General features: G+C 64.8%; 24 protein-coding genes. 14 read left to right on the top strand and 10 right to left on the bottom strand.

Annotated features, from left to right (window positions below; all coding sequences use genetic code 11):
* Positions 1–7: 7 nt before the first annotated feature.
* Complete coding sequence (locus QF050_RS14335) at positions 8–775, bottom strand: ABC transporter permease (protein WP_308931012.1); 768 nt, start codon at positions 773–775, stop codon at positions 8–10.
* Positions 772–1,740, bottom strand: a complete 969-nt coding sequence (locus tag QF050_RS14330) for an ABC transporter ATP-binding protein (RefSeq protein ID WP_308931011.1) — start codon at positions 1,738–1,740, stop codon at positions 772–774. Before QF050_RS14330 ends, QF050_RS14335 begins: the two co-directional genes overlap by 4 nt.
* A 154-nt stretch (positions 1,741–1,894) precedes the next feature.
* Between QF050_RS14330 and QF050_RS14325 the strand changes: the two genes are divergently transcribed.
* Genes QF050_RS14325 through QF050_RS14300 form a run of 6 tightly spaced genes read left to right on the top strand, consistent with a single transcriptional unit; the run spans position 1,895 to position 6,948 of the window.
* The gene (locus QF050_RS14325; protein WP_308932178.1) at positions 1,895–2,686 is read left to right on the top strand and encodes a helix-turn-helix domain-containing protein; all 792 of its coding nucleotides are present in this window, start codon (positions 1,895–1,897) and stop codon (positions 2,684–2,686) included.
* Positions 2,686–4,149, top strand: coding sequence for a Fe-S cluster assembly protein SufB (gene sufB, locus QF050_RS14320; protein WP_308931010.1), 1,464 nt, complete (start codon positions 2,686–2,688; stop codon positions 4,147–4,149). Before QF050_RS14325 ends, sufB begins: the two co-directional genes overlap by 1 nt.
* Positions 4,149–5,390, top strand: coding sequence for a Fe-S cluster assembly protein SufD (gene sufD / locus QF050_RS14315; protein WP_308931009.1), 1,242 nt, complete (start codon positions 4,149–4,151; stop codon positions 5,388–5,390). Before sufB ends, sufD begins: the two co-directional genes overlap by 1 nt.
* Before the next feature lie 19 nt (positions 5,391–5,409).
* Positions 5,410–5,766, top strand: coding sequence for a non-heme iron oxygenase ferredoxin subunit (locus QF050_RS14310; protein WP_308931008.1), 357 nt, complete (start codon positions 5,410–5,412; stop codon positions 5,764–5,766).
* Positions 5,767–5,808: 42 nt separating this feature from the next.
* On the top strand, positions 5,809–6,603 hold the full coding sequence (gene sufC / locus QF050_RS14305) for a Fe-S cluster assembly ATPase SufC (RefSeq protein ID WP_308931007.1): 795 nt from the start codon (positions 5,809–5,811) through the stop codon (positions 6,601–6,603).
* Positions 6,604–6,615: 12 nt separating this feature from the next.
* The gene (locus tag QF050_RS14300) at positions 6,616–6,948 is read left to right on the top strand and encodes a metal-sulfur cluster assembly factor (RefSeq protein WP_018761278.1); all 333 of its coding nucleotides are present in this window, start codon (positions 6,616–6,618) and stop codon (positions 6,946–6,948) included.
* 188 nt (positions 6,949–7,136) lie between these two features.
* On the opposite strand, the gene QF050_RS14295 is transcribed toward QF050_RS14300, so the two are convergent.
* On the bottom strand, positions 7,137–8,018 hold the full coding sequence (locus QF050_RS14295; protein WP_308931006.1) for a neutral zinc metallopeptidase: 882 nt from the start codon (positions 8,016–8,018) through the stop codon (positions 7,137–7,139).
* A 58-nt stretch (positions 8,019–8,076) separates the two neighbouring features.
* Here QF050_RS14295 and QF050_RS14290 point away from each other — a divergent pair, with 58 nt between their 5' ends.
* Both QF050_RS14290 and QF050_RS14285 read left to right on the top strand, forming a co-directional pair.
* Positions 8,077–9,483 carry an AMP-binding protein gene (locus tag QF050_RS14290; protein ID WP_308931005.1) on the top strand — a complete coding sequence of 469 codons (1,407 nt, stop codon included), beginning with the start codon at positions 8,077–8,079 and terminating at the stop codon, positions 9,481–9,483.
* Positions 9,473–10,657 (top strand): thiolase family protein, encoded by a 1,185-nt coding sequence (locus QF050_RS14285; protein WP_308931004.1) that lies wholly within the window; start codon positions 9,473–9,475, stop codon positions 10,655–10,657. Before QF050_RS14290 ends, QF050_RS14285 begins: the two co-directional genes overlap by 11 nt.
* A 21-nt stretch (positions 10,658–10,678) precedes the next feature.
* Here QF050_RS14285 and QF050_RS14280 read toward each other — a convergent pair whose 3' ends face one another.
* The 4 genes from QF050_RS14280 to QF050_RS14265 all read right to left on the bottom strand — a co-directional run bounded on the left by QF050_RS14280 (position 10,679) and on the right by QF050_RS14265 (position 13,320).
* Positions 10,679–11,302: an energy-coupling factor transporter transmembrane protein EcfT gene (locus QF050_RS14280; RefSeq protein WP_308931003.1), complete on the bottom strand. Its 624-nt coding sequence runs from the start codon at positions 11,300–11,302 to the stop codon at positions 10,679–10,681.
* A complete protein-coding gene (locus tag QF050_RS14275; RefSeq protein WP_308931002.1) occupies positions 11,299–12,030 on the bottom strand; it encodes an ABC transporter ATP-binding protein in 732 nt (243 codons plus the stop codon). Before QF050_RS14275 ends, QF050_RS14280 begins: the two co-directional genes overlap by 4 nt.
* A gap of 11 nt (positions 12,031–12,041) precedes the next feature.
* Positions 12,042–12,686 (bottom strand): biotin transporter BioY, encoded by a 645-nt coding sequence (locus QF050_RS14270; protein WP_308931001.1) that lies wholly within the window; start codon positions 12,684–12,686, stop codon positions 12,042–12,044.
* Between the two features lie 133 nt (positions 12,687–12,819).
* Positions 12,820–13,320, bottom strand: a complete 501-nt coding sequence (locus QF050_RS14265) for a MarR family transcriptional regulator (RefSeq protein WP_308931000.1) — start codon at positions 13,318–13,320, stop codon at positions 12,820–12,822.
* Positions 13,321–13,411: 91 nt separating this feature from the next.
* Here QF050_RS14265 and QF050_RS14260 point away from each other — a divergent pair, with 91 nt between their 5' ends.
* The 3 genes from QF050_RS14260 (at position 13,412) to QF050_RS14250 (ending at position 17,049) form a co-directional block, all read left to right on the top strand.
* The gene (locus QF050_RS14260) at positions 13,412–14,344 is read left to right on the top strand and encodes an NADP-dependent oxidoreductase (RefSeq protein WP_308932177.1); all 933 of its coding nucleotides are present in this window, start codon (positions 13,412–13,414) and stop codon (positions 14,342–14,344) included.
* A 756-nt stretch (positions 14,345–15,100) separates the two neighbouring features.
* Positions 15,101–15,676 (top strand): dihydrofolate reductase family protein, encoded by a 576-nt coding sequence (locus QF050_RS14255; protein ID WP_308930999.1) that lies wholly within the window; start codon positions 15,101–15,103, stop codon positions 15,674–15,676.
* A 680-nt stretch (positions 15,677–16,356) separates the two neighbouring features.
* Positions 16,357–17,049 (top strand): hypothetical protein, encoded by a 693-nt coding sequence (locus QF050_RS14250; protein ID WP_308930998.1) that lies wholly within the window; start codon positions 16,357–16,359, stop codon positions 17,047–17,049.
* 146 nt (positions 17,050–17,195) lie between these two features.
* On the opposite strand, the gene QF050_RS14245 is transcribed toward QF050_RS14250, so the two are convergent.
* From QF050_RS14245 to QF050_RS14235, 3 genes are all read right to left on the bottom strand, one after another.
* The gene (locus QF050_RS14245) at positions 17,196–17,684 is read right to left on the bottom strand and encodes a DUF2306 domain-containing protein (RefSeq protein WP_308930997.1); all 489 of its coding nucleotides are present in this window, start codon (positions 17,682–17,684) and stop codon (positions 17,196–17,198) included.
* 61 nt (positions 17,685–17,745) lie between these two features.
* Positions 17,746–18,249 (bottom strand): GNAT family N-acetyltransferase, encoded by a 504-nt coding sequence (locus tag QF050_RS14240; RefSeq protein WP_308930996.1) that lies wholly within the window; start codon positions 18,247–18,249, stop codon positions 17,746–17,748.
* A gap of 85 nt (positions 18,250–18,334) precedes the next feature.
* Positions 18,335–18,859, bottom strand: coding sequence for an AAA family ATPase (locus tag QF050_RS14235; RefSeq protein WP_308930995.1), 525 nt, complete (start codon positions 18,857–18,859; stop codon positions 18,335–18,337).
* Positions 18,860–19,050: 191 nt separating this feature from the next.
* Between QF050_RS14235 and QF050_RS14230 the strand changes: the two genes are divergently transcribed.
* The 3 genes from QF050_RS14230 (at position 19,051) to QF050_RS14220 (ending at position 21,272) form a co-directional block, all read left to right on the top strand.
* Positions 19,051–19,629 (top strand): recombinase family protein, encoded by a 579-nt coding sequence (locus QF050_RS14230; protein ID WP_308930994.1) that lies wholly within the window; start codon positions 19,051–19,053, stop codon positions 19,627–19,629.
* A gap of 95 nt (positions 19,630–19,724) precedes the next feature.
* Entirely contained in the window at positions 19,725–20,162 is a 438-nt protein-coding gene (locus tag QF050_RS14225; protein ID WP_308930993.1) for a VOC family protein, read from the top strand.
* Between the two features lie 96 nt (positions 20,163–20,258).
* Positions 20,259–21,272: a DUF808 domain-containing protein gene (locus QF050_RS14220; protein WP_308930992.1), complete on the top strand. Its 1,014-nt coding sequence runs from the start codon at positions 20,259–20,261 to the stop codon at positions 21,270–21,272.
* The last annotated feature ends 136 nt before the right edge of the window (positions 21,273–21,408 follow it).

Genomic DNA, 21,408 nt, shown 5'->3' with positions numbered 1-21,408 from the left:
GATTATCTCAATTCCACTTGAACCAACGGATGGCTGCGGCACCGGCGATGACCGTCCAGAGCAGCAGGATGAGGGCGGCGCCGCCATTGACGGCTCCGCCCAGGAATGCGGCGCGCATGGACTCGCCGAGTGCGCCGGATGGCAGGAAGTGAATGACGGCCTGCGCCGCGGCAGGCAGCCGTTCGGCCGGGATGACAATGCCGCCCATGGCCCCCAGGAGGATCCACAACAGGTTGGTGATGGCCAGGGTCGCTTCCGGCCGCACCGTTCCGGCCACCAGCAGCCCCAGCGACGTGAAGGCCGCCGCGCCGAGAGCGAGCAGCCCCAGGCCGGGAAGCCAGCCCGCCGCCGTCGGCTGCCAGCCCAGGGCCAGCGCCACCAGGCCCACCACAACCACCTGCAGGCACAGGACCACGAGGACCGAGAGGACCTTCCCGGCGATCAGGCCGCCGCGGCCCAGCGGCGTGGTGGACAGGAACCGCAGCACCCCGTACCGGCGGTCGAACCCGGTGGCGATGCCCTGGCCGGTGAATGCGGTGGACATGGCACAGAGGGCAAGGATGCCGGGAACCGCGACGTTGACGCGGCTGGAGCCCATCCCGTCAAGAAAAGGGGTCACTGTCAGGCCGACCAGGGCCAGCAGCGGAAGCACCACGGCCAGGATCAACTGCTCGCCGTTCCGGAGCATCGTCAGTGCCTCGTACTTGCCCTGCAGCAGGACGCGGCGCAGCAGGGGAGCGGGCTGCTGCTGGTCCTGCAATGCCGCGGCGCTCATCGGATGTCCTTTCCCGAAATGTCCAAAAAGACGTCTTCAAGGCTACGCGCCTGAAGGCTCATCGATGCCGGCATGATGCCCTTGGCTTCCCACCACTGCGCCAAGGCGGCAAGATGGCGCGGCGTCAGGGCTCCGGTTACGGTGTAACTGCCGGCGCGGGCTTCGGAGACGTCGACGCCGGCCGGCAGGACGGCGGCCACGTCCAGGCCGGCGGGGGCCTCGAACACCAGCGTCCGGATGTGCTCGGCGCCCTGGTCCGCCACCGGGCTGCGCTGCAGCAGTTCCTGGACCGTACCCTCGGCCACGTTGCGGCCGCCGTCGATGATGTAGACGTAGTCGGCAAGCCGCTGGGCGTCGTCCATCAGGTGCGTTGTCAGGATGATGCCCATTTCGCCGTCGCGGAGTTCGGCAATCAGGTCAAACACCAGCTGCCGGGACTGGGGGTCCAGGCCGGCGCTGGGCTCGTCAAGGAACAGTACTTCGGGCCGGCCGATCAGGGCGGCGGCAAGGGCCAGCCGCTGTTTCTGGCCACCGGACAGCCTGCGGACGCTGGTCCGGCTGAAGGTATCGATGCCCAGCCGGCCCACCAGGTCCTCAAGCGGCCAGGGGTTGGCATAGAGGCCGGCGATATGGCGCAGCAGCGGCAGGGGCCTTGCCGACGGCGGGAGGCCGCCGTCCTGGAGCATGACACCAACGCGGGCGCGCAGGCCGGCGCCGGCCGTCGCCGGATCCTGGTCCAGCAGCGAGATACTGCCGCCGCTGCGTTTTTGCAGGCCCTGGGCGCATTCGAGCGTGGTTGTCTTGCCGGCACCGTTGGCGCCCAGCAACGCGGTCACTTCTCCCCGCTCGGCAATGAGTGAAACGCCGCTCACAACCCGGAGCATCTTTCCGTCCAGGCTGGACAGGGGGCCGACGTCCTTGATGAGCCCATGAATGGACAGGACAGGGGAGTTGGGGGATCGCACCACAGTATTCTACGGGATGTAGTATTCAGTGCAGTCCCGGCCGGCGGCGCCGCCGGACTGTGGTGGCTGCGGTCATATTCGGCGTGGACCCAAGGTCAGCCTGCCCTTACTGGAGTCATGGACTAAATTACGACATGATTGTGTTGTGTATTCCATGACCAACGCTGCTGCCGCGCCCGTGGCCGGGCCGGGTCCTGTGGCTGATGCCGACGAGCGGACCCGGGACCGGGTCCTCGCTGCCGTCCTGGAACACGGACCTGTCAGTGCGGCCGAGCTCGGAGACATCCTGGGCTTCACCCCGGCAGCTGTCCGCCGCCATCTGGACCACCTGTCGCGTGCAGGCGTCATCGAGGTCAAGCGGGTTGCCAAGCCCGGCGCGGGTGCGGGCCGTCCCGCCCGCCGCTACGTCCTGAGCTCACAGGGTCAGTCGAGCCTGGGCAACGACTACCTGGACATTGCTGCCCTTGCCCTCCAGCAGTTGCAGAAGGTTGCCGGTCCGGACGCGGTCCGGGCCTTCGCGGAGGAGCGCTTCGCGGATATGGAACGGCGCTACGCGCCCGAAATCGAGCAGGCCGGCCCGGACATCCGGGACAGGGCAACTGCTCTTTCGGTCGCCCTGAGCCGCGACAACTTTGTGGCCTCCGCCGCCGCCATCGAAGCAAAAGCGCCGCTGCCCGCGGCTCTCTCCAGCGTCCAGCTCTGCCAAGGCCATTGCCCCATCCAGCAGCTCGCCGCCCGCTTCCCCGTCTTCTGCGACGTCGAAACCGAAGTTTTCTCACGACTGGTGGGAGTGGACGTACGCCGCCTCTCCACCTTGGCCCGCGGCGGCCACGTCTGCACCACCCACATTCCTACAGGCAGGCTGCCTGCCAAACCGGCCACCGTGCCGGACGCAGCCCCCGCCAGCCTGGACGAAGTAATCAACCATCAGCAAGAAAGGCCGTGATGACGGACCAACTATCAGAGAAAGCAGTAGCCGAAAACACTGTGATCTCGGAGATTCTGGAAAAGAATCCCGAGCTCCACGGCATCGGCAACTACGAGTATGGCTGGGCTGACAAGAACGATGTCGGCGCCAATGCGCGCCGTGGGCTCAGCGAAGAGGTAGTCCGGGACATTTCGGCGAAGAAGAGTGAGCCGGAATGGATGCTTGACCTGCGCCTCAAGGGCCTGAAGTACTTCGACCGCAAGCCGATGCCCACTTGGGGCGCGGACCTGTCGGGCATCGACTTCGACAACATCAAGTACTTCGTGCGCTCCACCGAGAAGCAGGCTGCCACCTGGGATGACCTGCCCGAGGACATCAAGAACACGTACGACAAGCTGGGCATTCCCGAGGCCGAAAAGCAGCGCCTTGTTTCCGGTGTCGCCGCCCAGTACGAGTCCGAGGTGGTCTACCACCAGCTCCGCGAGGATCTTGAGCGGCAGGGTGTCATCTTCCTGGACACCGACACCGCATTGAAGGAACACCCGGAGATCTTCAAGGAGTACTTCGGTACCGTCATCCCGGTGGGCGACAACAAGTTCGCTTCGCTGAACACCTCAGTGTGGTCCGGCGGCTCCTTCGTGTACGTGCCCAAGGGCGTCCACGTGGAAATCCCGCTGCAGGCATACTTCCGCATCAACACGGAAAACATGGGCCAGTTCGAGCGCACGCTGATCATCGCCGACGAGGACTCCTACGTCCACTACATCGAAGGCTGCACCGCGCCGATCTACACCTCGGACTCGCTGCACTCCGCCGTCGTGGAGATCATCGTCAAGAAGGGCGCCCGCGTCCGCTACACCACCATCCAGAACTGGTCCAACAACGTCTACAACCTGGTGACCAAGCGCGCCATCTGCGAAGCGGGCGCCACCATGGAATGGATCGATGGCAACATCGGCTCCAAGGTCACCATGAAGTACCCGGCCGTTTACCTGGTGGGCGAGCACGCCAAGGGCGAGACCCTGTCCATTGCGTTCGCAGGCGAAGGCCAGCACCAGGACACCGGTTCGAAGATGGTGCACATCGCGCCGAACACCAAGAGCTCCATCATCTCCAAGTCAGTTGCCCGCGGTGGCGGCCGCGCCGCCTACCGCGGCCTGGTCCAGATCCGGGAAGGCGCAAAGCACTCGGCCAACACCGTGCGCTGCGACGCCCTCCTGGTGGACACCATCTCCCGTTCTGACACCTACCCGTACATCGACATCCGCGAGGACGATGTCCAGCTGGGACACGAGGCCACTGTCTCCCGCGTCAGCGAGGAGCAGCTGTTCTACCTCATGTCCCGCGGCATGCGCGAGGACGAGGCCATGGCCATGATCGTGCGCGGCTTCATTGAGCCGATCGCCCGCGAGCTGCCCATGGAATATGCCCTTGAGCTGAACCGCCTCATCGAACTCCAGATGGAAGGATCCGTCGGTTAATGACTGCCGAAGCTACTACTGAAAAGGCGCGCATCGGCGCACCGTCGATCGCCGGTTTCACCGAGGAGGGCGAACATCTCGTTGCCTCCAAGGTGGACCGCCACCACAGCCACGGCGTACAGGTCATGGCCTCCCGCGCGGAACGCCTCACCAGCCACAACGTGGCCGATTTCGCGTTGCCGAACGGCCGCGAAGAGGAATGGCGCTTCACCCCGGTACGCGAACTGGCCAACCTGCTCTCCGACACGGCGGCTGAAGCCGGCGCCCTGGGCGTTTCCTTGGAGGCGCCCGAGGGCGTCCGCCAGGGAACCTTGCGCGCCGGTGAGGCTCCCCGCGGCGCCACGCTGGTGCCTGCCGACCGGGCCGCCGTCGTCGCCTCCGCCAACTCAGCGGAAGCCCAGCTCATCTCGATCCCGGCCAACGCCGAGCTGGACGCCCCCGTCCGGCTGGTCCTTACCGGCAACGGGGCGGGACGGCGCACCAACTCCCACCACGTGATCGAGGCCGGGGTGAACAGCCGCGCCGTCGTGATCATCGAACACGACGGCTCCGCCGACCACAACGGCAACGTGGAGATCCTGGTCCGCGAAGGCGCCCACCTCACCGTCGTATCGCTGCAGCTGTGGGGTGACGACGCCAAGCACCTGGCCCAGCATGACGCCGAGGTTGCCAAGGACGCCGTCTACAAGCACATTGCCGTCTCCCTCGGCGGCAAGATCGTGCGGATGAACTCCAACGTCCGCTTCGCCGGTGAAGGTGCCGAGGCCGAACTCCTGGGTCTCTACTTTGCCGACGCAGGCCAGCACCTTGAGCACCGCTCGTTCGTGGACCACAACGTGCCCAACTGCAAGTCCAACGTCCTGTATAAGGGCGCGCTGCAGGGCAAGGGTGCGCACACGGTCTGGGTTGGCGACGTCCTGATCCAGAAGCAGGCCGAAGGCACCGACTCCTACGAGAAGAACCAGAACCTGGTCCTGACCGAGGGCTGCCGCGCGGATTCCGTTCCGAACCTCGAGATCGAAACCGGCCTGATCGAAGGCGCCGGGCACGCAAGTGCCACCGGCCGCTTCGACGATGAGCACCTGTTCTACCTGATGGCACGCGGCATCCCCGAGGACGTTGCCCGCCGCCTGGTGGTGCGCGGCTTCCTGAACGAGATCATCCAGCAGATCAAGGTTCCGGCCCTCGAAGAGCGCCTGACCGAGGCCGTGGAACGCGAACTCACCGCAATCGACTACTAGGACGGACAGGCACGAACGCATGAACGGGACTCCCAAGGGCGAGCTGGTGTGCAGCGCCGGCGACATCCAGGTCAAGCAGGCGCTGCGCGTCCTGGTGGACGGCTATCCAGTGGCCGTGGTCCGGGACTCGATGGGCGACATCCACGCCATCGGCGACACATGCTCGCACGCGGACATTTCCCTGTCCGAAGGCGACGTGGAAGGCTGCGCCATCGAGTGCTGGGGGCACGGCTCCCAGTTCGACCTGCGCAGTGGCCAGCCGCTCCAGCTCCCTGCCTACGACCCCGTGCCGGTCTTCGCCATTGAACTCGACGGCGACGACGTCTACGTGGACGTCACCAACGTTTTGAACGGCGCGGCAGTAAACAACTACTGAGCGCCCGCAGCACCAGACTTACGAACGAAAAGAAAGAAGAGCATGTCAACTCTTGAGATCAAGGACCTGCACGTCAGCATTGAGACGGAGCAGGGCACCAAGGAGATCCTGAAGGGCGTCAGCCTGACCATCCGGACCGGCGAAACGCACGCCATCATGGGGCCCAACGGCTCCGGCAAGTCCACCCTGGCGTCCACCATCGCCGGCCACCCCCGCTACACCGTCACCAGCGGCACCATCACCATGGATGGCGAAGACGTCCTGGCCATGAGTGTTGACGAGCGCGCCCGCGCCGGCGTCTTCCTGGCCATGCAGTACCCGGTGGAGGTTCCCGGTGTCACCATGACCAACTTCCTGCGGACCGCCAAGACCGCCATTGACGGCCAGGCGCCGGCCCTGCGCACCTGGACCAAGGACGTCAAGTCGGCCATGGAGAAGCTGCGCATCGACGCTGACTTCGCCCAGCGGAACGTCAACGAAGGTTTCTCCGGCGGCGAGAAGAAGCGCGTGGAGATCCTGCAGCTGGAACTCTTCAAGCCGAAGTTCGCCGTCCTGGACGAGACCGACTCGGGCCTGGACGTTGATGCGCTGAAGATCGTCTCGGAGGGCGTCAACCGCGCCCACGCCGAAGGCAACATGGGCACGCTGCTCATCACCCACTACACGCGCATCCTGCGCTACATCAAGCCTGACTTCGTGCACGTGTTCGTGGACGGCCAGGTCGTCGAGGAAGGCGGCCCCGAGCTTGCGGACCGCCTCGAGGAAGAGGGCTACGACCGTTACGCCACGGGCGCCGGTGCAGCCACCATCGCGGCTGCCGCCGCAGCACAGGCCTAGTAAGGACTTGTCATGACCGAAATCAAGCCGGGCCGTACGGCCCTGGAGGACGTCGAAGAGGCGCTCAAGGACGTCATCGACCCTGAGCTTGGCGTCAACGTGGTGGACCTGGGCCTGCTGTACGGCCTCAAGTACTCCGACGACGACGGTGCGCTGCTGATCGACATGACGCTGACCACCGCCGCCTGCCCGCTCACCGACGTGCTCGAGGAGCAGGTGGGACAGGCCCTGGACGGCGTTGTGGACGACTGGCGCCTGAACTGGGTATGGATGCCGCCATGGGGTCCCGAGCGGATCACCGATGACGGCAAGGACCAGATGCGGGCCCTCGGCTTCAACATCTGATCCCTACCGCCGCCCTAACCTCGCTTCGCTCGGTCAGGGAACCCTCGGCGGCGGAGGCCCCTGTTAAGGGACGACGGCGGGTCACCTTCCCAAGGAAGGTGGCCCGCCGTCGTCGTCCCCACCCATCGATTGCTCCGTATTTGTCGTTTTGAAGCTCCAAAACGACAAATACGGAGCAATGGATGCGGTTAGAGGGTGGCGGCGCTGAACGTGTCGCACTGTTTGATGTCGCCGGACTGGTAGCCCCGCGAGAACCAACGCTGGCGCTCCTCGCTGGAACCGTGCGTCCAGCCTTCGGGGGAAACCCGTCCCGTGGCGGCCTTCTGGATCCGGTCGTCACCCACGGACGCAGCAGCCGAGAGCGCATCGTTGACATCCTGCTGGGTGAGCGGTTCCAGGTACGGCTGACCGGTGGCCGGGTCAGGAGTGCTGGACGCGTACTTGGCCCACAACCCTGCGTAGCAGTCAGCCTGCAGCTCCGTCCGGACGGAGCCGGACTCGGGTCCTTGGGGATCCTGCTGGGCCCGCCCCAGGTCGCCGAGCAGGTTCTGGACGTGGTGGCCAAACTCGTGTGCCACCACGTATTCCTGCGCCAGGGGGCCGCCTGAAGAACCAAACCGGTCCACGAGTTCCTGGAAGAACCCGGGGTCGAAATACGCGGTGGTGTCAGTGGGGCAGTAGAAGGGACCCACCTCCGAGGTGGCGGCGCCGCATGCGGTATTGGTTCCGCCGCTGAAGATCACCGCTTCCGGCCGGGGGTACTGCACGTTGTACTTCTTGAGATAGCCGGGCCAGAAGGCGTTGAGGCTGTTGACCGTGCCGGTGATCCGGCAGTCCAGCCGGGCGTCCGCGTCCGCTCCGGTGGTGCAGGCGGGTGCGGTGCCCTGGGATTGCCCGGCGGAACCGCCGTCGGTCAATCCGCCCAGGAGGTTCGGGTTGACGCCCAGCAGGAGCGCGATGAGCAGCACCAGGCCGCCGCCAATCCCGCCCCCAACCTTTACGCCCGTGCCCATGCCCCGCCGGTCCTGGACCTGGGACGGATCCAGCTGCGCGTTGTCGTTGAAACTCATAACGTCACATTACCCGCGGCCCGGGAGCTCAATCCGTGCAGGCCGGTAGAGTTGGTCCGTGCCATTCCTGAACAAGATCCAGCGCTGGGCGGAGCAACGGCCGCACCACACCGCCGTCGTGATTGCCGGGCGCCGGCTGGACTGGGCGGAGCTGCGGGATGCTGCAGAGGCACTGGTGGCGGACACAAAGTCGGTGACCACCCTCTGCGAGGCCAACTCCGTTCATTTCGCGGTGCAGTTTGCGGCCGCGGTTGCCGGCAGCCGGCAGTGCGCAGTCCTCGATCCTTCCTGGCCTGCCGCCCTGCAGGAGGACATTGTCAGGCGGGTTGAGGCGCGCGCTGTTCCGGCTCAGGTTTCCCCGGACGACAGCCTGATCGACGGGCCGCCGGACACCGAATTCCTGATTGGACTCACGTCGGGAACCACATCGGTGCCCAAGGCCTTCACCCGTTCACGGCAGTCCTGGCAGCAGTCCTTTGACGCCTCCATCGAGTTCTTCGGCCTCCGCCAGGATGACGTCACGCTCGCCCCAGGCCCGCTGGCCGCGAGCCTGAACCTGTACGCCCTGGCCGAATGCCTTTACGCCGGTTCCGAGTTCCAAACGGTGGAGTCGTTCGACGTCGGCGACGTCCACGCAGCCATCACCCACGACCGGGTTACCCGCCTGGTGCTGGTGCCCACCATGCTGCGGATGCTCAGTGAACGCGGCATGACCGGGTGCGTTGACGCCTCCGGAATCCGTACCATCATCTGCGCCGGCTCCAAACTCGATGCCAGGACCCTCGAAGCTGCCCGGCGCTGGGCGCCCAACGCGACAATCTACGAGTACTACGGCGCCTCCGAGCTGAGCTTCGTCTCCGGGCTCGGACTGGCAGCCGGGCAGGCCGCTACACCGGGTGGAACCGGAATTGGCCGGCCCTTTCCCGGCGTCGAGGTCACGATCCTGGATGACTCCGGTGCCCATGTGCCGGACGGCGGCTACGGCAACATCTGTGTTCGCAGCGGCATGGTCAGCAACGGGTACCTGTGGGGAGACGACGGCGAGGCCCTGCGCTCGTTCGGAAGCTGGCACACGGTGGGGGACCAAGGCTATCTGGCGGACGGGGAGCTGCACATCCTGGGCCGGCGTGCGGACATGATCCTCACCGCCGGGCGGAACGTCTACCCGCACGAAGTTGAACTGGCGTTGGCCGCCGTCCCCGGGGTGGCGGCCGCGGTGGCTGCCGGCATGCCGGACGACTTGCGCGGCCAGCGCGTAGTGGCCGGTGTAGTCCCGTCCCATGGCGGGATCACCGCCACCCAGCTGCGGACCGGGCTGGAGGACATCCTGTCCAGGGACAAGCGGCCGCTGCAGTACTACCTCCTGCCCGAACTCCCCACCACCGACCGTGGCAAGGTCAGCCGCAGCCTGCTGCTGGAGTGGATCAACGCCAGGGACCCGAGGGTGCGCACCCTTGGTGGCTGAACACCTTCCCGCGGAACGGCAGCCAGTCATCATCGCAGCGCTCCGGACACCGGTCTGCCGCATCAACGGCCCTTTGCGGACCTTGCGCTCCCATGAACTCCTGGCGCCGGTCCTGCGGGAACTGGTCACCGGCGCCGCCCTGGATCCGTCCTCTGTTGACGACGTGATCATCGGCAACGCCGTGGGCGGCGGCGGAAATGTGGCCCGCCTGGCCCTGCTGGAGGCAGGACTCCCGGTCACCGTTCCCGGGCTCACCGTGGACCGGCAGTGCGGTTCCGGGCTGGACGCCATCGTGCTCGCCGCCCGGCTGGTGGCCGGCGGCGGCAACCAGGTGTACCTGGCCGGGGGAGTGGAGAGCACCAGTACGGCGCCGTTGCGCGCGCACCGGACCGACGACGGCGTCCCGGAGTTCTACCGCCGCGCCCAGTTTGTGCCGGACAGCTTTGGCGATCCGGACATGGGCGTGGCCGCCGAAACGGTGGCGCAGGAATACGGCGTGGGCCGGGACCGCCAGGATGCCTTCGCGCTGGCCAGCCACCGGAAAGCCCTCGCAGCCATGCGGAACGGGCTTTTCGACGGCGAAATCGTCACGCTGCCCACCCCCGCGGGCGCCGTCGCAACTGATGACGGACCGCGGGCCGCCCTCACCCCGGCGGTCATGGCACGGTTCCCTGCCGCCTTCGTCCCAGGGGGAACCGTCACCGCCGGAAACTCGTGCTTCGACGCGGACGCCGCAGCCGCCGTCGTCATGACTTCGCTGCACCGGGCGCGCGAACTCGGCGCCCGGGACGCGTTGCTGGTCCGCGGTACCCACATCTCCGGGGTTGCTCCGGGGGTACTCGGGATCGGTGCCGCGAGCGCGGCACGCCACGTACTGGCCGGTGCAGGTGTTACCGCCGGGGAGCTGGACCTCGTGGAATTCAACGAGGCGTTCGCCTCGCAGACACTCGCATGCCTTGACGAGCTGGGGATCGATCCGGCGCGCTCGAACCTGGACGGCGGGGCGCTGGCCCTGGGGCATGCCTACGGCGCGTCCGGGGCCGTCCTGGTAACGCGGTTGCTGGCCCAGGCGCGACGGTCGTCCGTGCCCGGCACCCTGGCGATGGCGATGATCAGCATGGCGGGCGGGATGGGAACCGCCGCGCTCCTGGAGTACCAGCGCCTGGTTCGCTGACGCTCGTTATCGGGGGCTGCGTCAGTCCTCGGCTTCGCCCAGGCCGCGGGCAGCCAGCGCTTCGCCCGTTTGCCGAGCGTACGCCACCGAGGTGATGAAGACCGGCAGGACAAGGGCCCGGGGATTGCGATCCAGGCCCCTGGCCCGCGCGGAATCGCGTACGTCCGCGAACGTTCCCGCGATGTACGGAATGCTGCGGAGCATGATGCCGATGGTGAGGGCGAAACGCTCAGGGTCGGCGCCGAACCTCTCGAAGGGACGCGCCAGCTGGACGACGCCGTCGAGCAGCTGTTGGACGGGAGTCGTGGCGGTGAGCAGGGATGCGGCAACGATGCAGACCAGGATGTTCAGGACGATCCGGGCGCCGGTGGGGGCACCCAGCTGCCATCCTTGGAAGAGTCCGACCACCAGGAGCACCGGGACAAGGGGCCGGACAGCGCCCCAGAGCCTTTTCACTCCCGCTCCCGTCAGCAGGAAGAGTCCGCAAAGTACTGCCAGGACGGCAGCGGAGAGCCGCCAGTCCACGATGATGAAGGATGCCAGGCCGCAGGCAAGCACCAGCAGGAACTTTAAGGCGAGAGGTGACCGGTGGAGGAGCGAGGTGCCCGGCACATAGTTGGCCAGGAGGAAGCCGTGGCCCCTCACGGGGTGTCCCGCGAGGCGGGAATAAGCCCGTCCAGGCACCATGAACGATAGGCCGCGACGGCGTCCGCCGGGGCGCCGTCGAAGGCGACGCGGCCCTGTTCGATGACCAGGACCCGGTCCATTTCCAGGGCGAGGTCAAGGTCGTGGGTGGACATGATGATCTGCTGGTCCAGGCCCGCGAGGGTTCTTCGGAGCAGTTCGCGGTTGCGCAGGTCCAGCAGGGTTGATGGCTCGTCCAGGACCAGGACGTGGGGGTCGACGGCCAGGACGGCGGCCAGGGCCATCAGCTGACGTTCCCCGCCGGAGAGTTCGTAGATGCTTTGGTCGGCCAGCTTCAGGAGCCCCAGCCGCTCCAGGGCGGCCTCGGCCCGGACTCGCCGCTCCGTGCCGTTTTTCACTGAACGGCGCAGCGACAGTTCCACGTCCTCCCTGCCGGTGGGCATGACCAGCTGGGAAAGCGGGTCGGTGAAGACGAAGCCCACGTTCCGCCTGACTTTCCGGACGGCACGTACTGTGTCGTCGCCGTCGACCTCTACTGTGCCCGAGGTGGGCTGGACGAGCCCGTTGATCAGGCGCAACAGGGTGGACTTGCCGGAGCCGTTGGCACCAATGACGCCCACCCGGGCTTCATCCAGCCGGAGGCTGACCGCATCAAGGAGGATTTTGGGGTCCGGGGAATCCTCCTGTTCGACCCCAACGGTCACCTGGTCAAAAGTCACGGCAGGCATGGCGTGGGGTCCTAGGCCTTCCCGGTCGTGGCGGCCTGGCGTCGCACGCGGCGCACCAGGACGTCGGGGAAGGCACGGTGCAGCGCGACGGCGATGGCCGCCGCAAGGACGTTCTTGATGATGTCTCCGGGGTAGAAGACAAGGTCGCTCAGGAAGGCCTGCTCCAGGGTTGCCTTGGAGTTCAGGGCAATGCCCAGGATGCCCAGGGTGTGCACCACCACAACGCTGGTGGCTGTGGCGGCAAGGAAGAACCAGAGGGCGCGGGCTTTGGTGGTGCGTTTGATGACGATTACTGCCAGCCATCCCACGACGCCCGCGGCGATGGGGAAGGCGATGATGTAACCGGCTGAGGGGCCGGCAAGGATGCCCAGGCCGCTGCGGCCCTGGCTGAAGATGGGCAGGCCGGCGAGCCCCAGGAGTGTGTAGAGCCCGACGGCGGCGAGTCCACGGGCGGGTCCCAGCACCAGGCCGGTGAGCATCACAGCCAGGGTCTGGAAGGTGATGGGGACGCCGAAGCCGTTCAGGGCCAGCCCCGGCACGAGTGCTGCGCCGGCTACGAGGGCGGCGAAGACGGCGATCAGGCCAAGGTCGGTGCCATTCCAGCGGCGGCGCTCTGTCCGTTGGCTCTTCGTTGCGGTGGTCTCGGTGTTGCTCATGGCGGTCCTGTCGGGGTTGTACAAGCGGAATCTAATGTACCGCCGACGTTACCGGGGTGGAACGGAGCCCATTTTGTAGGGGATCCACTAAGCCGGGTCCCGGCTGCGTTGGGCTGGGCACAATGGGTCCTGTTTATGAAGCTTTCCGACGGCGGGGTGCAGCTGAACGCGGCGGGGCCGCACGGAGATGGGCGGCGGCCTGGCCCAGGATGCGCGCGAGATCGTCCACATCATTGTCGGAAAGGGACGCGAACAGCAGGCTGTGTACGGCGTTGATATGGCCGGGGAACACTGCCGCGAGAACGGCGCGGCCGGCGTCGGTGAGTGTCAGCACGGTGCTGCGTTCGTCATCGGGTGAGGGGGAGCGGGCGACGAGCCCGCGCTGCTCCAGTGAATGCGCCTGGTAGGTCAGTCCGCTGCGGCTGTAGACCACGCCGTCGGCGAGATCGGTCATGCGCCGCTGCCCGTTCGGGGCGTCTCCGAGGCGGGCCAGGAGCTGGAACTGGACGTAGCTGAGGTCACCGGCATCGCGGAGCTGTTTCTCCACTGCGTGGCGCAGCAGGCTGCTCACCTCGGTGAAAGCGAAGTACGCACCGAGCTGTGTGGGGGTCAGGTCCGGGGGTGTTTCGGTCATGGTGCCATCCTAAGGGGTTGATTCAAGTTCGAAGCAATGCTATGTTCGACCTATTGCTTCGAATTCGAAGCATCGATTGGAGGAGAAGATCATGAAGGCAGTGCACTTTCACGAAGTAGGCGGCCCCGAAGTACTTCAGTTCGGGGAGGTCGAGCAGCCGGTGCCGGCGGCAGGGCAGGTTCGGCTGCGTGTGGCGGCGTCCGCGTTCAATGCGGCTGACAATGGAATGCGGGCAGGGTTCTTGCCGATCCCGGTGGTGCTGCCGCATGTGCCCGGTTACGACGTCTCCGGGATCATCGATGCTGTGGGCGGGGGAGTCGAGGGGGTTGCGGTCGGGGATCGGGTTATCGGGTTCCTGCCCATGGAGCAGGATGGCGGCGCGGCGGAGTACGTGATCGCCCCTGCGGATGCCGTTGTTGCCGCCCCGACCAGCATTCCGCTGGCTGATGCCGCAGCACTGCCATCGGTAGCGTTGACCGCCTGGCAGGCGCTTGTTGACGAAGGGCGGCTCGAAGCGGGGCAGCGGCTGCTCATTGTCGGGGCCGGCGGTGTGGTGGGCAAATACGCCATCCAGCTCGCGAAGCGCGCCGGGGTGGAGGTGGTGGCGACCGCGAGCCCGCGCAGTATCGACGCCGTCCGGGCTGCAGGTGCGGACGAGATCATCGACCATACCGGCGCCGACCTGCTGAGCGCCGTTGACGGGCAGGTCGACGTGCTGCTCAACCTCGCTCCGATCGAGCCGGGGCAATTTGCCGCGCTGGTTGCTCTCGTGCGCGATGGCGGCGCGGTGGTCAGCACCACGGCATTCATGCCGACGCCGGGCGACGAGAAGCGTGGTGTGCGTGCTGTCACCGTCTACGTCCGCCCCAACCGCGAACGCCTCACCGAACTGGTGTCCCTCGTCGACAACGGAAAACTCACCGTCGAAGTCACCCGACGCATCCCTCTCGCGGAACTGCCTGCCCTCCACGCCGAGGCCAGCGTTGGCCACGTGTCCGGAAAGGTCGTCGTTCTTGCCGGCTGATCACAGGGGGCGGGAATCGGTCACCGGCGCACGACTGACGGACCATTACTTGCCGTCCCGCCTCCAGGCAGGAGTCCTTCTGCTAGTTCAGGCGGGGGTGAGTCACGTTCGTGTACCGGCGCGACGACGCCTCATCACGAGCACTTTCATTTCACACCGCTCAACGGTTTCCTTGGCAGGTTCCATAAAAGGCAGCTGGGCTGCCTCCATGCGGAGCCCTTTGAGGGATCGGCTTACGGGCTGCATGGTGATATCTAGCGCCACGAAAGACCGCCACTTGTCGCTGCGCCCAGCACCTGGGGATTCTCGAGAACGCGAACCTTATCGCCGTAGTGCACCGCGGCCGGGAACGGTCGCCTTGGGATATGCACACCGATATCCGTGCTGCCCAGATGCGAGCCGGGGACTATTCTCTGACGACATTGGGAGGGCGGCGGTTTCCTGGCGTCCTCACGGCGCCTGAGGACTCCCATCATGCGCTTGGGCGCAACGCAAACAGACCGTGCCGCGGTAAAATTGAAATGCCCCCGTCACCGGCTGTTCCCCCCAGTTGGCCGGTGACGGCAGGGCCCAAACTCCAGCGAACCTACCCTGTGACATGGTCGAAGGCGCGAGCAGCAGGGTGTTTGCACGACACGAACGAGCACTTACGGCAATTCGGCCCGGAAATGGTTCGCACCCACCACAGGTTGCCGCGGTGCCGTATCGGAGAGAGGATGAACGCTCGACCCGATATTTGCGGACAAGGAATCGACGATGCCCGAACTCCTCATCGACTTCATCACTTCGCTCGACGGCTACGCGGCGGCAGAGGGTTGGCCGGGCTGGTGGGGGCTTGAAGGGCCCGAATACCTGGCATGGCTCGGAGAAGCTCCCGAAGCCGATTACACCGTATTGATGGGGGCAACGACCTACCGCGTCATGTCGGAATTCTCGGCTGCAGGTGAACCGGGTACGGAGCCCCTGGCCGGCATGTCGAAAATCGTCTTCTCGAAGACATTGCGCGAACCCCTCGCGTGGCCAAACGCTCAACTCGTCGCCCGGGACGCCGCCGAGGCCGTGCGGGCGATGAAGACAACCGGGTCGAAGTCGATGCGCACCATCGGCAGCCTTACCCTGTGTCGAGCGCTGTTGAAGGCTGGTCTCGTGGACCGCTTCCGGGTAGTCATCTTCCCAGTCATTACGGGGAGCACCGGCCGGGAGCGGATCTACGAGGGCTACCCCGACGTGGCCCTCGACATGATCAACAGCCGCACCTTCGACGGACGCATCCAGATGCTTGAATACGTCCCGACCGTTCTATCCGGGCCGTCGAGTCCGGAGAGCCTCTGAATGCCTTGCCTCGCCTTCCCGCGTTCCTGCCACTTGGTCTACAGCGGGATCCTTCTCCGGGCGCTTGAAATCCCAGCCGATGGATTGAGCCGGATGGCTAATGCCTGACACTTGTGGAGCCGGTGATGGCGAAGAGGGCCGGAACTTTCGACACGCCGTCAGGTGGTGTTGCGCAACCTTCTGGTATATCGACGAAGGCCCAGGGACACTGCTCCTGCTGTTGCCGCTCCAATGGCTGTTATCGCCAAGGTAGTCACGGTGTTCCCTCGTGCCATCGATATGAGCATGATGACCAAGATTGCCGTGAGATAGACCGCGGGCATCATCAGTCCAATTCCGAGGATTTCGAGAGCACGGAGCTTTGCCGGGGTCATGTGAGCAGACTACGGCAGCCGGGGTAGAGGCTTGCGGCTGACATCCCCTAATTTTGTGCTTCGATCTTCAACGGGTCTAGAAATCACGACCGACAGGTGCCGGTAAAGGATCCCCCAACGTGCGCCGCGCTGGTATGAGCCGAGTGAAACGCAACGAGCCACGGCGGAGAATATGCGAGACGGGGTAGCGTGCGAGCGACTATTGAGGCTGTCTGGACTCCGATCTTCAGGGTTAAGCTCGCGGAATGAAGCTCCGGGGACCCGACGCGGCCTTCACGAGTGTCGTTGTCAGCTAGGGTCACAATGATGGATTTGAATAACGCGGCTTGGGAAATTTCACCACCTGCGTCCGAGTTGGGGCGGGGGGTGCGCGGCGGCACCGTGCTCGATGCTGCCGCGCAAACTTGGCGCGCCCGGCTCCTTGATGCAGGTTTCCGCAAGAGATCAGGCGACATTTTCACCCGCCCGGTCACTGATGACATCCTCGGATGGCTAGGCCTAAATAGGGCCGCGAGCCGCCAGAGTCCTCTCGTTGAGGTGAACCCCGTCGTAGGTGTCCGGCATGTAGCAGTCGAATCGATGGTTGCCGAGTTGCTGGGCGAAAAGCCGCACGGCTACGCTCCGCCGACGCTCAGCGTCTCCCTCGGGTATGTGATGCCTGCCCGAAGCTACCAGGCTTGGGTGTTCACCGTAGACACGCCCGTTGAATCAGTGGCTGATGACCTAGTTGCGGCGGTCAATGAATATGGCATTCCATACTTTGAGCATCACGACTCGCTGGCTGCAATTGTGCAGGCCATGTCGGAGGGCGCTGGCTTCAAAGAGCACAACGTGTTCCGACTGCCTGTCGGTTATCTCCTGCTCGATGAGTTGGAGAAGGCTCAACAGATCATAACGGCGTCCGTAGACGAGCTCGGGCAGCGACAGGATCTAGCGGCACACCGCCTCCGGGCGTTCGCCGCGGCATTTCAGCAAAGGTTGGATCGCTCGAGGGCCTGATCGCCTGGCCATCAATGTTGCAGCGGCACCACTAACCAGTTCCGCATCTCCGGGCTGAGCGCCTGCTAAACGGGAATCATGAGCAAGTGTGGATCCGGCGGGAAATTGTGTGATTTCGCACGACCAGGCGTCCGGTTGAGGATCGGCTAACGGGCGATTTGGGCCGTTGGTGTTCTGCGGAGCTGAGCAATCCCGATGATTGTGAGGGCGGATGTGCCCAGCAGGACCAGGACTAGCAGCCCCAGAAGGGGGAGCTCATGGATGGCGAGCTGGGGAATGCGGCGCGAGGGCACGGCCAAAACGCCCACAAACGCCCCGATAAGGCCGAAGTAGCTGCCGGTCATAAAACTGCGGTGGGCTCTGACGTTTCTCCTCCAAATTGCCCATAGTCCTGCCGTCAGTGTGCAGAACGTCAGGACTGACAGCGCATGGAGCCAATTGAACCCGCCGTCGATAGTTCTGATTCCGAACGAGGTCAGCACCACGACATACATAGAAACAGCCCAGATTCGGCCCACGATCCTATGAGCACGGCCGCCTTTGGTGCGGCGCAACAGATTCACGGCGCCGAAAATCAGAGAGTAGCTGGCTGCGATTGCGTGCAGAGTAATCAGGACGGTCCAGGAGGAAGGCATAACTCGGAGCCTAGCGGACTGCCCCGCAGAGAGATCCTCCAGCGGGCGGCCTCGGACGTATCTACAGCTGCATACTTAAGACTGCTCGGACGGGGACATTTCCGCCTAGGTCATCAGCGATGCGGTGCATTCCGATTTTCTCAGCCACCCGCTCTGAAGCTCGGTTATCCGGATGGATGATGGCTATCAGTTCCTTGGCTGCGAGATCTTCTCGGGCGTAGTCGCGACAAGCAGCGGCTGCTTCTGTCGCATACCCTTGGCCATGCAGGTCTGAGCGCACGCGGTATCCGACCTCAAGCTTCTGTGCGCCGTTCACCTGCTGCCAGGTCAGGCCGCAGTCGCCTATGAACTCTCCTTCGTGCGTTTCGACAATCCATAGGCCGTACCCGTGCTCCGCATAGTTCTCACAATTCCAGTAAATCCAGCTTGCTGCTTCGTCCCTCGACTTGGGTGCGGGGTAGAAGCGCATCACCTCGGGATCTCCGAGCAAGGCGGTCATGTTGTCGAGGTCCGCATCCGTCATTTCACGGAACTGCAATCGATCGGTAGGGTGTGGGGGCGCCATGCAATGACTCTATTTCCACCGAGCTGCTAAGCCCGCAAGCGACCGATCCTTCACCGGACACAAGAATGTGGGAAGTTCCGCGCATTCAGAAACCAAGCACCGAATCCGCGATCTGCCGAGCTGCTTGTTCCGGTGCGATGTGTGCGGTGTCGATGACTTCGGCTTCGTCGTGCAGCCAGCTTTGGGCTGCCTCAAAGTAAGGCTCCAAGTACGCGAAACGGAACGTCGAGGGACCCAGAATCCGGTCGTTCTGTATTCGGTGGCGGAGGGTCTCCTGGTCGGCATGGAGCACGAAATGCCGGATCGGTATGCCGTACCTAGTGAGACCATCGCTGATCTCCCTCCAATAACTCTCGACCAAGACAGTCATGGGCATCACCAGTGTGCCCCCGGCGTATTCGAGAACGCGCCGGGCAGTTTCGATAACGAGCGGCCGCCACGGCTCCCAATGCTGGAAGTTGTCCGTCGCAGGAAGCCCTGGCTTGATGTCCATGAGCACCTCACCAACTTTCTCGGCGTCGAGCACGCGCGCCCCGGGCAGCAATTGCTGCACGAGTGCGGCGGTCGTTGTCTTTCCTGCTCCGTGGGTGCCATTGAGCCAAACGATCATGGGCCGAACTATAGCGACAAGAAGTGTCTATCTCTGGCGCCCGTAAGCCGGTCCCCTTGCGACCCTGCAGTGGCTGTGCAGGCGACTTTGGACATTTGTGCAGACGACTTCGGAAAATGACAGCCAGGTTCCCATAAGATCCGCCCGCAAAAATGCCCGGTCAGGGGACCTTAAGGGCTACACTCGGGTCCATGCTTATCGGCTATGCCCGAGTCTCCACCAATACCCAGGACCTCACTGCCCAGCTGAACGCTCTCGCGGCCGCCGGCGTTGATCCCGAAGTCATTTACGTCGACCACGGATTCACTGGAACCAAGCGTGAACGGCCCGGTCTTGGCAAAGCCTTGGCCGCCTGCCGCAAAGGCGACACCCTCGTGGTGACCAAACTTGATCGCCTCGCCCGGTCACTGTCCGACGCTAGAGACATCGCGGACGAGCTCACCCGTAAGGGGGTCGCCCTCAACCTTGGCGGCAGTATCTACGACCCCCACGATCCAGTGGGGAAGCTGCTTTTCAACGTCCTGGGCATGGTCGCCGAGTTCGAAGCCGACTTGATCCGTGCCAGGACGCGGGAAGGAATGGCATTGGCAAAAGCAAAGGGCCGGCTCCGAGGAAAACAACCAAAGCTTTCGAAAGCCCAAGAGGCGCACCTCGTTAGCCTCTACCAGGGTGGGGCGCACACCACCTCTGAGATCGCCGAACTGTTCGGCATCGCTCGCTCAACGGTCTACCGCGCCATGCAACGAGCAACACCCCCGGCGCCGAAGTGACAAATAGCGCCGCGGAAAGACGTGTAGACCTGTCAGCAGTCAACCGACCGGCAATTCGTGTACACCCGCATCGCTCGACTTGGTAGCGTGGGCCCATGCCCATCAAACTGGAGAACGTTGGCATCGCAGTCAGCGACCTGGAAGCCACGATCGCCTTCTTCACCGACCTCGGGCTCACCGTCCTGGGCCGGGACACCGTCAGCGGAGAGTGGGCCGACACCGCTGTGGGCCTCGACGGCAACCACGCAAAAATAGCCCTGCTCCAAACGCCGGACGGCAACGGCCGCCTCGAACTCTTCGAGTACATCCACCCCGATGCGATCCCCACTGAGCCCACCTTGCCCAACGAGATCGGCATGCACCGTGTGGCGTTCTCCGTTGACAACATCGATGATGCCCTCAAGATTGCTGCCAGGCACGGCTGCCACCCCCTGCGCGGGGTGGGCACCTACGGTGACGTCTACAAACTCTCCTACGTCCGTGGCCCCAGCGGGATCATTGTGATGTTCGCCGAGGAACTGCAGAAGGGCTGAGCGTGGGGGCGGGCTGCAATATACTCCGAACATGCCCATCACGCACCCTGCCCTGAATACCCAACGGCTCGATCACATGCTGTGCGGGGGCCGGCCGTGAGCGGCGGCCTGGTCGCCCTGCTGGATGACGTGGCAGCCCTGGCCCGCATAGCTGCCGCCTCGGTGGACGACGTCGCAGCCGGCGCCGCCAAGGCCGGGGCAAAGGCCGCGGGCGTCGTCATCGACGATGCCGCCGTTACCCCGCAGTACGTGTCAGGCGCGGACCCATCCCGGGAACTGCCCATGATCAAGCGGATCTTCTGGGGTTCCATCCGGAACAAACTCCTGATCATCCTCCCGGCCCTGCTGCTCGTCAGCGCGTTCGTCCCCGGCATCATCCCGTTCATCCTCATGCTCGGCGGCTCCTACCTTTGCTACGAAGGCGCAGAGAAGGTCTGGCACAAGTTCCGCGGCGGCCACCACGAGGCGGAGGAAGCGCCGGCTGTGGAACGCGGCCACGATGCCGAGGCGAAGGTGGTCAAGGGGGCCATCACCACCGACTTCATCCTGTCCTGCGAAATCATGGTCATTTCGATGAACGAGGTAGCAACCGAGTCCATCTGGGTCCGCGCCTTCATCCTGGTCCTGGTCGCCTTCGCCATTACGGTGCTGGTGTACGGCGCAGTGGCACTCATCGTCAAGATGGACGATATCGGCCTGCACCTGATGGCCAGGGACTCGGCACGTTCCAAGCGCATCGGTGAACTGCTGGTAAAGGGAATGCCGGCCGTCCTCGCCGCGATCACCCTCGTCGGAACAATCGCCATGCTCTGGGTCGGCGGCCACATCATGCTGCAGGGTGCACACGATCTGGGATGGCACGCCCCCTACGATCTGGTCCACGCCCTTGAGCACCCGGTGGAAACGGTCCCCGCCGTCGGTGGCCTGCTGGCCTGGATCGTCAACACCCTTTGCTCTGCCGTGCTGGGACTTGCCTGGGGCCTCGCCGTCATGGCCGTCGTGGGCCCGGTGATGAAGGTGCTGCCGTTCGGCAAGTCCAAAGACGGCCACGAAGAACGAAGCGAAGCAAGCGAGGCCGGCGGCCGGCTCCCGGAGAATCACCAAGGCTAAGTCCTGCCGGAAGTACGGAATGCACCCTAAACAGGCAGTGGCCGCGGTCCCGCCCCGTTGAAATCGCGGCGGCCCGCTGGACGGTAGACTGGACTGTGCCGTTCTCCGGCCATTTACCGCCCCGCCCAACCACAGA

Origin of the sequence: Arthrobacter sp. SLBN-112 (assembly GCF_030944625.1) — a bacterium.
GTDB lineage: Bacteria > Actinomycetota > Actinomycetes > Actinomycetales > Micrococcaceae > Arthrobacter.
The sequence above is the reverse complement of the archived record's forward strand: the minus strand, read 5'-3'. Positions and strand labels throughout refer to the sequence as shown.

Coding starts and splice junctions, on each gene's coding strand:
- QF050_RS14255 (WP_308930999.1), top strand. CDS start 15,101: ATGCCCGAACTCCTCATCGACTTCATCACTTCGCTCGACGGCTACGCG.
- QF050_RS14230 (WP_308930994.1), top strand. CDS start 19,051: ATGCTTATCGGCTATGCCCGAGTCTCCACCAATACCCAGGACCTCACT.
- QF050_RS14225 (WP_308930993.1), top strand. CDS start 19,725: ATGCCCATCAAACTGGAGAACGTTGGCATCGCAGTCAGCGACCTGGAA.
- sufB (WP_308931010.1), top strand. CDS start 2,686: ATGACGGACCAACTATCAGAGAAAGCAGTAGCCGAAAACACTGTGATC.
- QF050_RS14335 (WP_308931012.1), bottom strand. CDS start 775: ATGAGCGCCGCGGCATTGCAGGACCAGCAGCAGCCCGCTCCCCTGCTG.
- QF050_RS14245 (WP_308930997.1), bottom strand. CDS start 17,684: ATGCCTTCCTCCTGGACCGTCCTGATTACTCTGCACGCAATCGCAGCC.
- QF050_RS14240 (WP_308930996.1), bottom strand. CDS start 18,249: ATGGCGCCCCCACACCCTACCGATCGATTGCAGTTCCGTGAAATGACG.
- QF050_RS14270 (WP_308931001.1), bottom strand. CDS start 12,686: ATGAGCAACACCGAGACCACCGCAACGAAGAGCCAACGGACAGAGCGC.
- QF050_RS14235 (WP_308930995.1), bottom strand. CDS start 18,859: ATGATCGTTTGGCTCAATGGCACCCACGGAGCAGGAAAGACAACGACC.
- sufC (WP_308931007.1), top strand. CDS start 5,809: ATGTCAACTCTTGAGATCAAGGACCTGCACGTCAGCATTGAGACGGAG.
- QF050_RS14275 (WP_308931002.1), bottom strand. CDS start 12,030: ATGCCTGCCGTGACTTTTGACCAGGTGACCGTTGGGGTCGAACAGGAG.
- QF050_RS14310 (WP_308931008.1), top strand. CDS start 5,410: ATGAACGGGACTCCCAAGGGCGAGCTGGTGTGCAGCGCCGGCGACATC.
- QF050_RS14295 (WP_308931006.1), bottom strand. CDS start 8,018: ATGAGTTTCAACGACAACGCGCAGCTGGATCCGTCCCAGGTCCAGGAC.
- QF050_RS14260 (WP_308932177.1), top strand. CDS start 13,412: ATGAAGGCAGTGCACTTTCACGAAGTAGGCGGCCCCGAAGTACTTCAG.
- QF050_RS14300 (WP_018761278.1), top strand. CDS start 6,616: ATGACCGAAATCAAGCCGGGCCGTACGGCCCTGGAGGACGTCGAAGAG.
- QF050_RS14265 (WP_308931000.1), bottom strand. CDS start 13,320: ATGACCGAAACACCCCCGGACCTGACCCCCACACAGCTCGGTGCGTAC.
- sufD (WP_308931009.1), top strand. CDS start 4,149: ATGACTGCCGAAGCTACTACTGAAAAGGCGCGCATCGGCGCACCGTCG.
- QF050_RS14325 (WP_308932178.1), top strand. CDS start 1,895: ATGACCAACGCTGCTGCCGCGCCCGTGGCCGGGCCGGGTCCTGTGGCT.
- QF050_RS14250 (WP_308930998.1), top strand. CDS start 16,357: ATGGATTTGAATAACGCGGCTTGGGAAATTTCACCACCTGCGTCCGAG.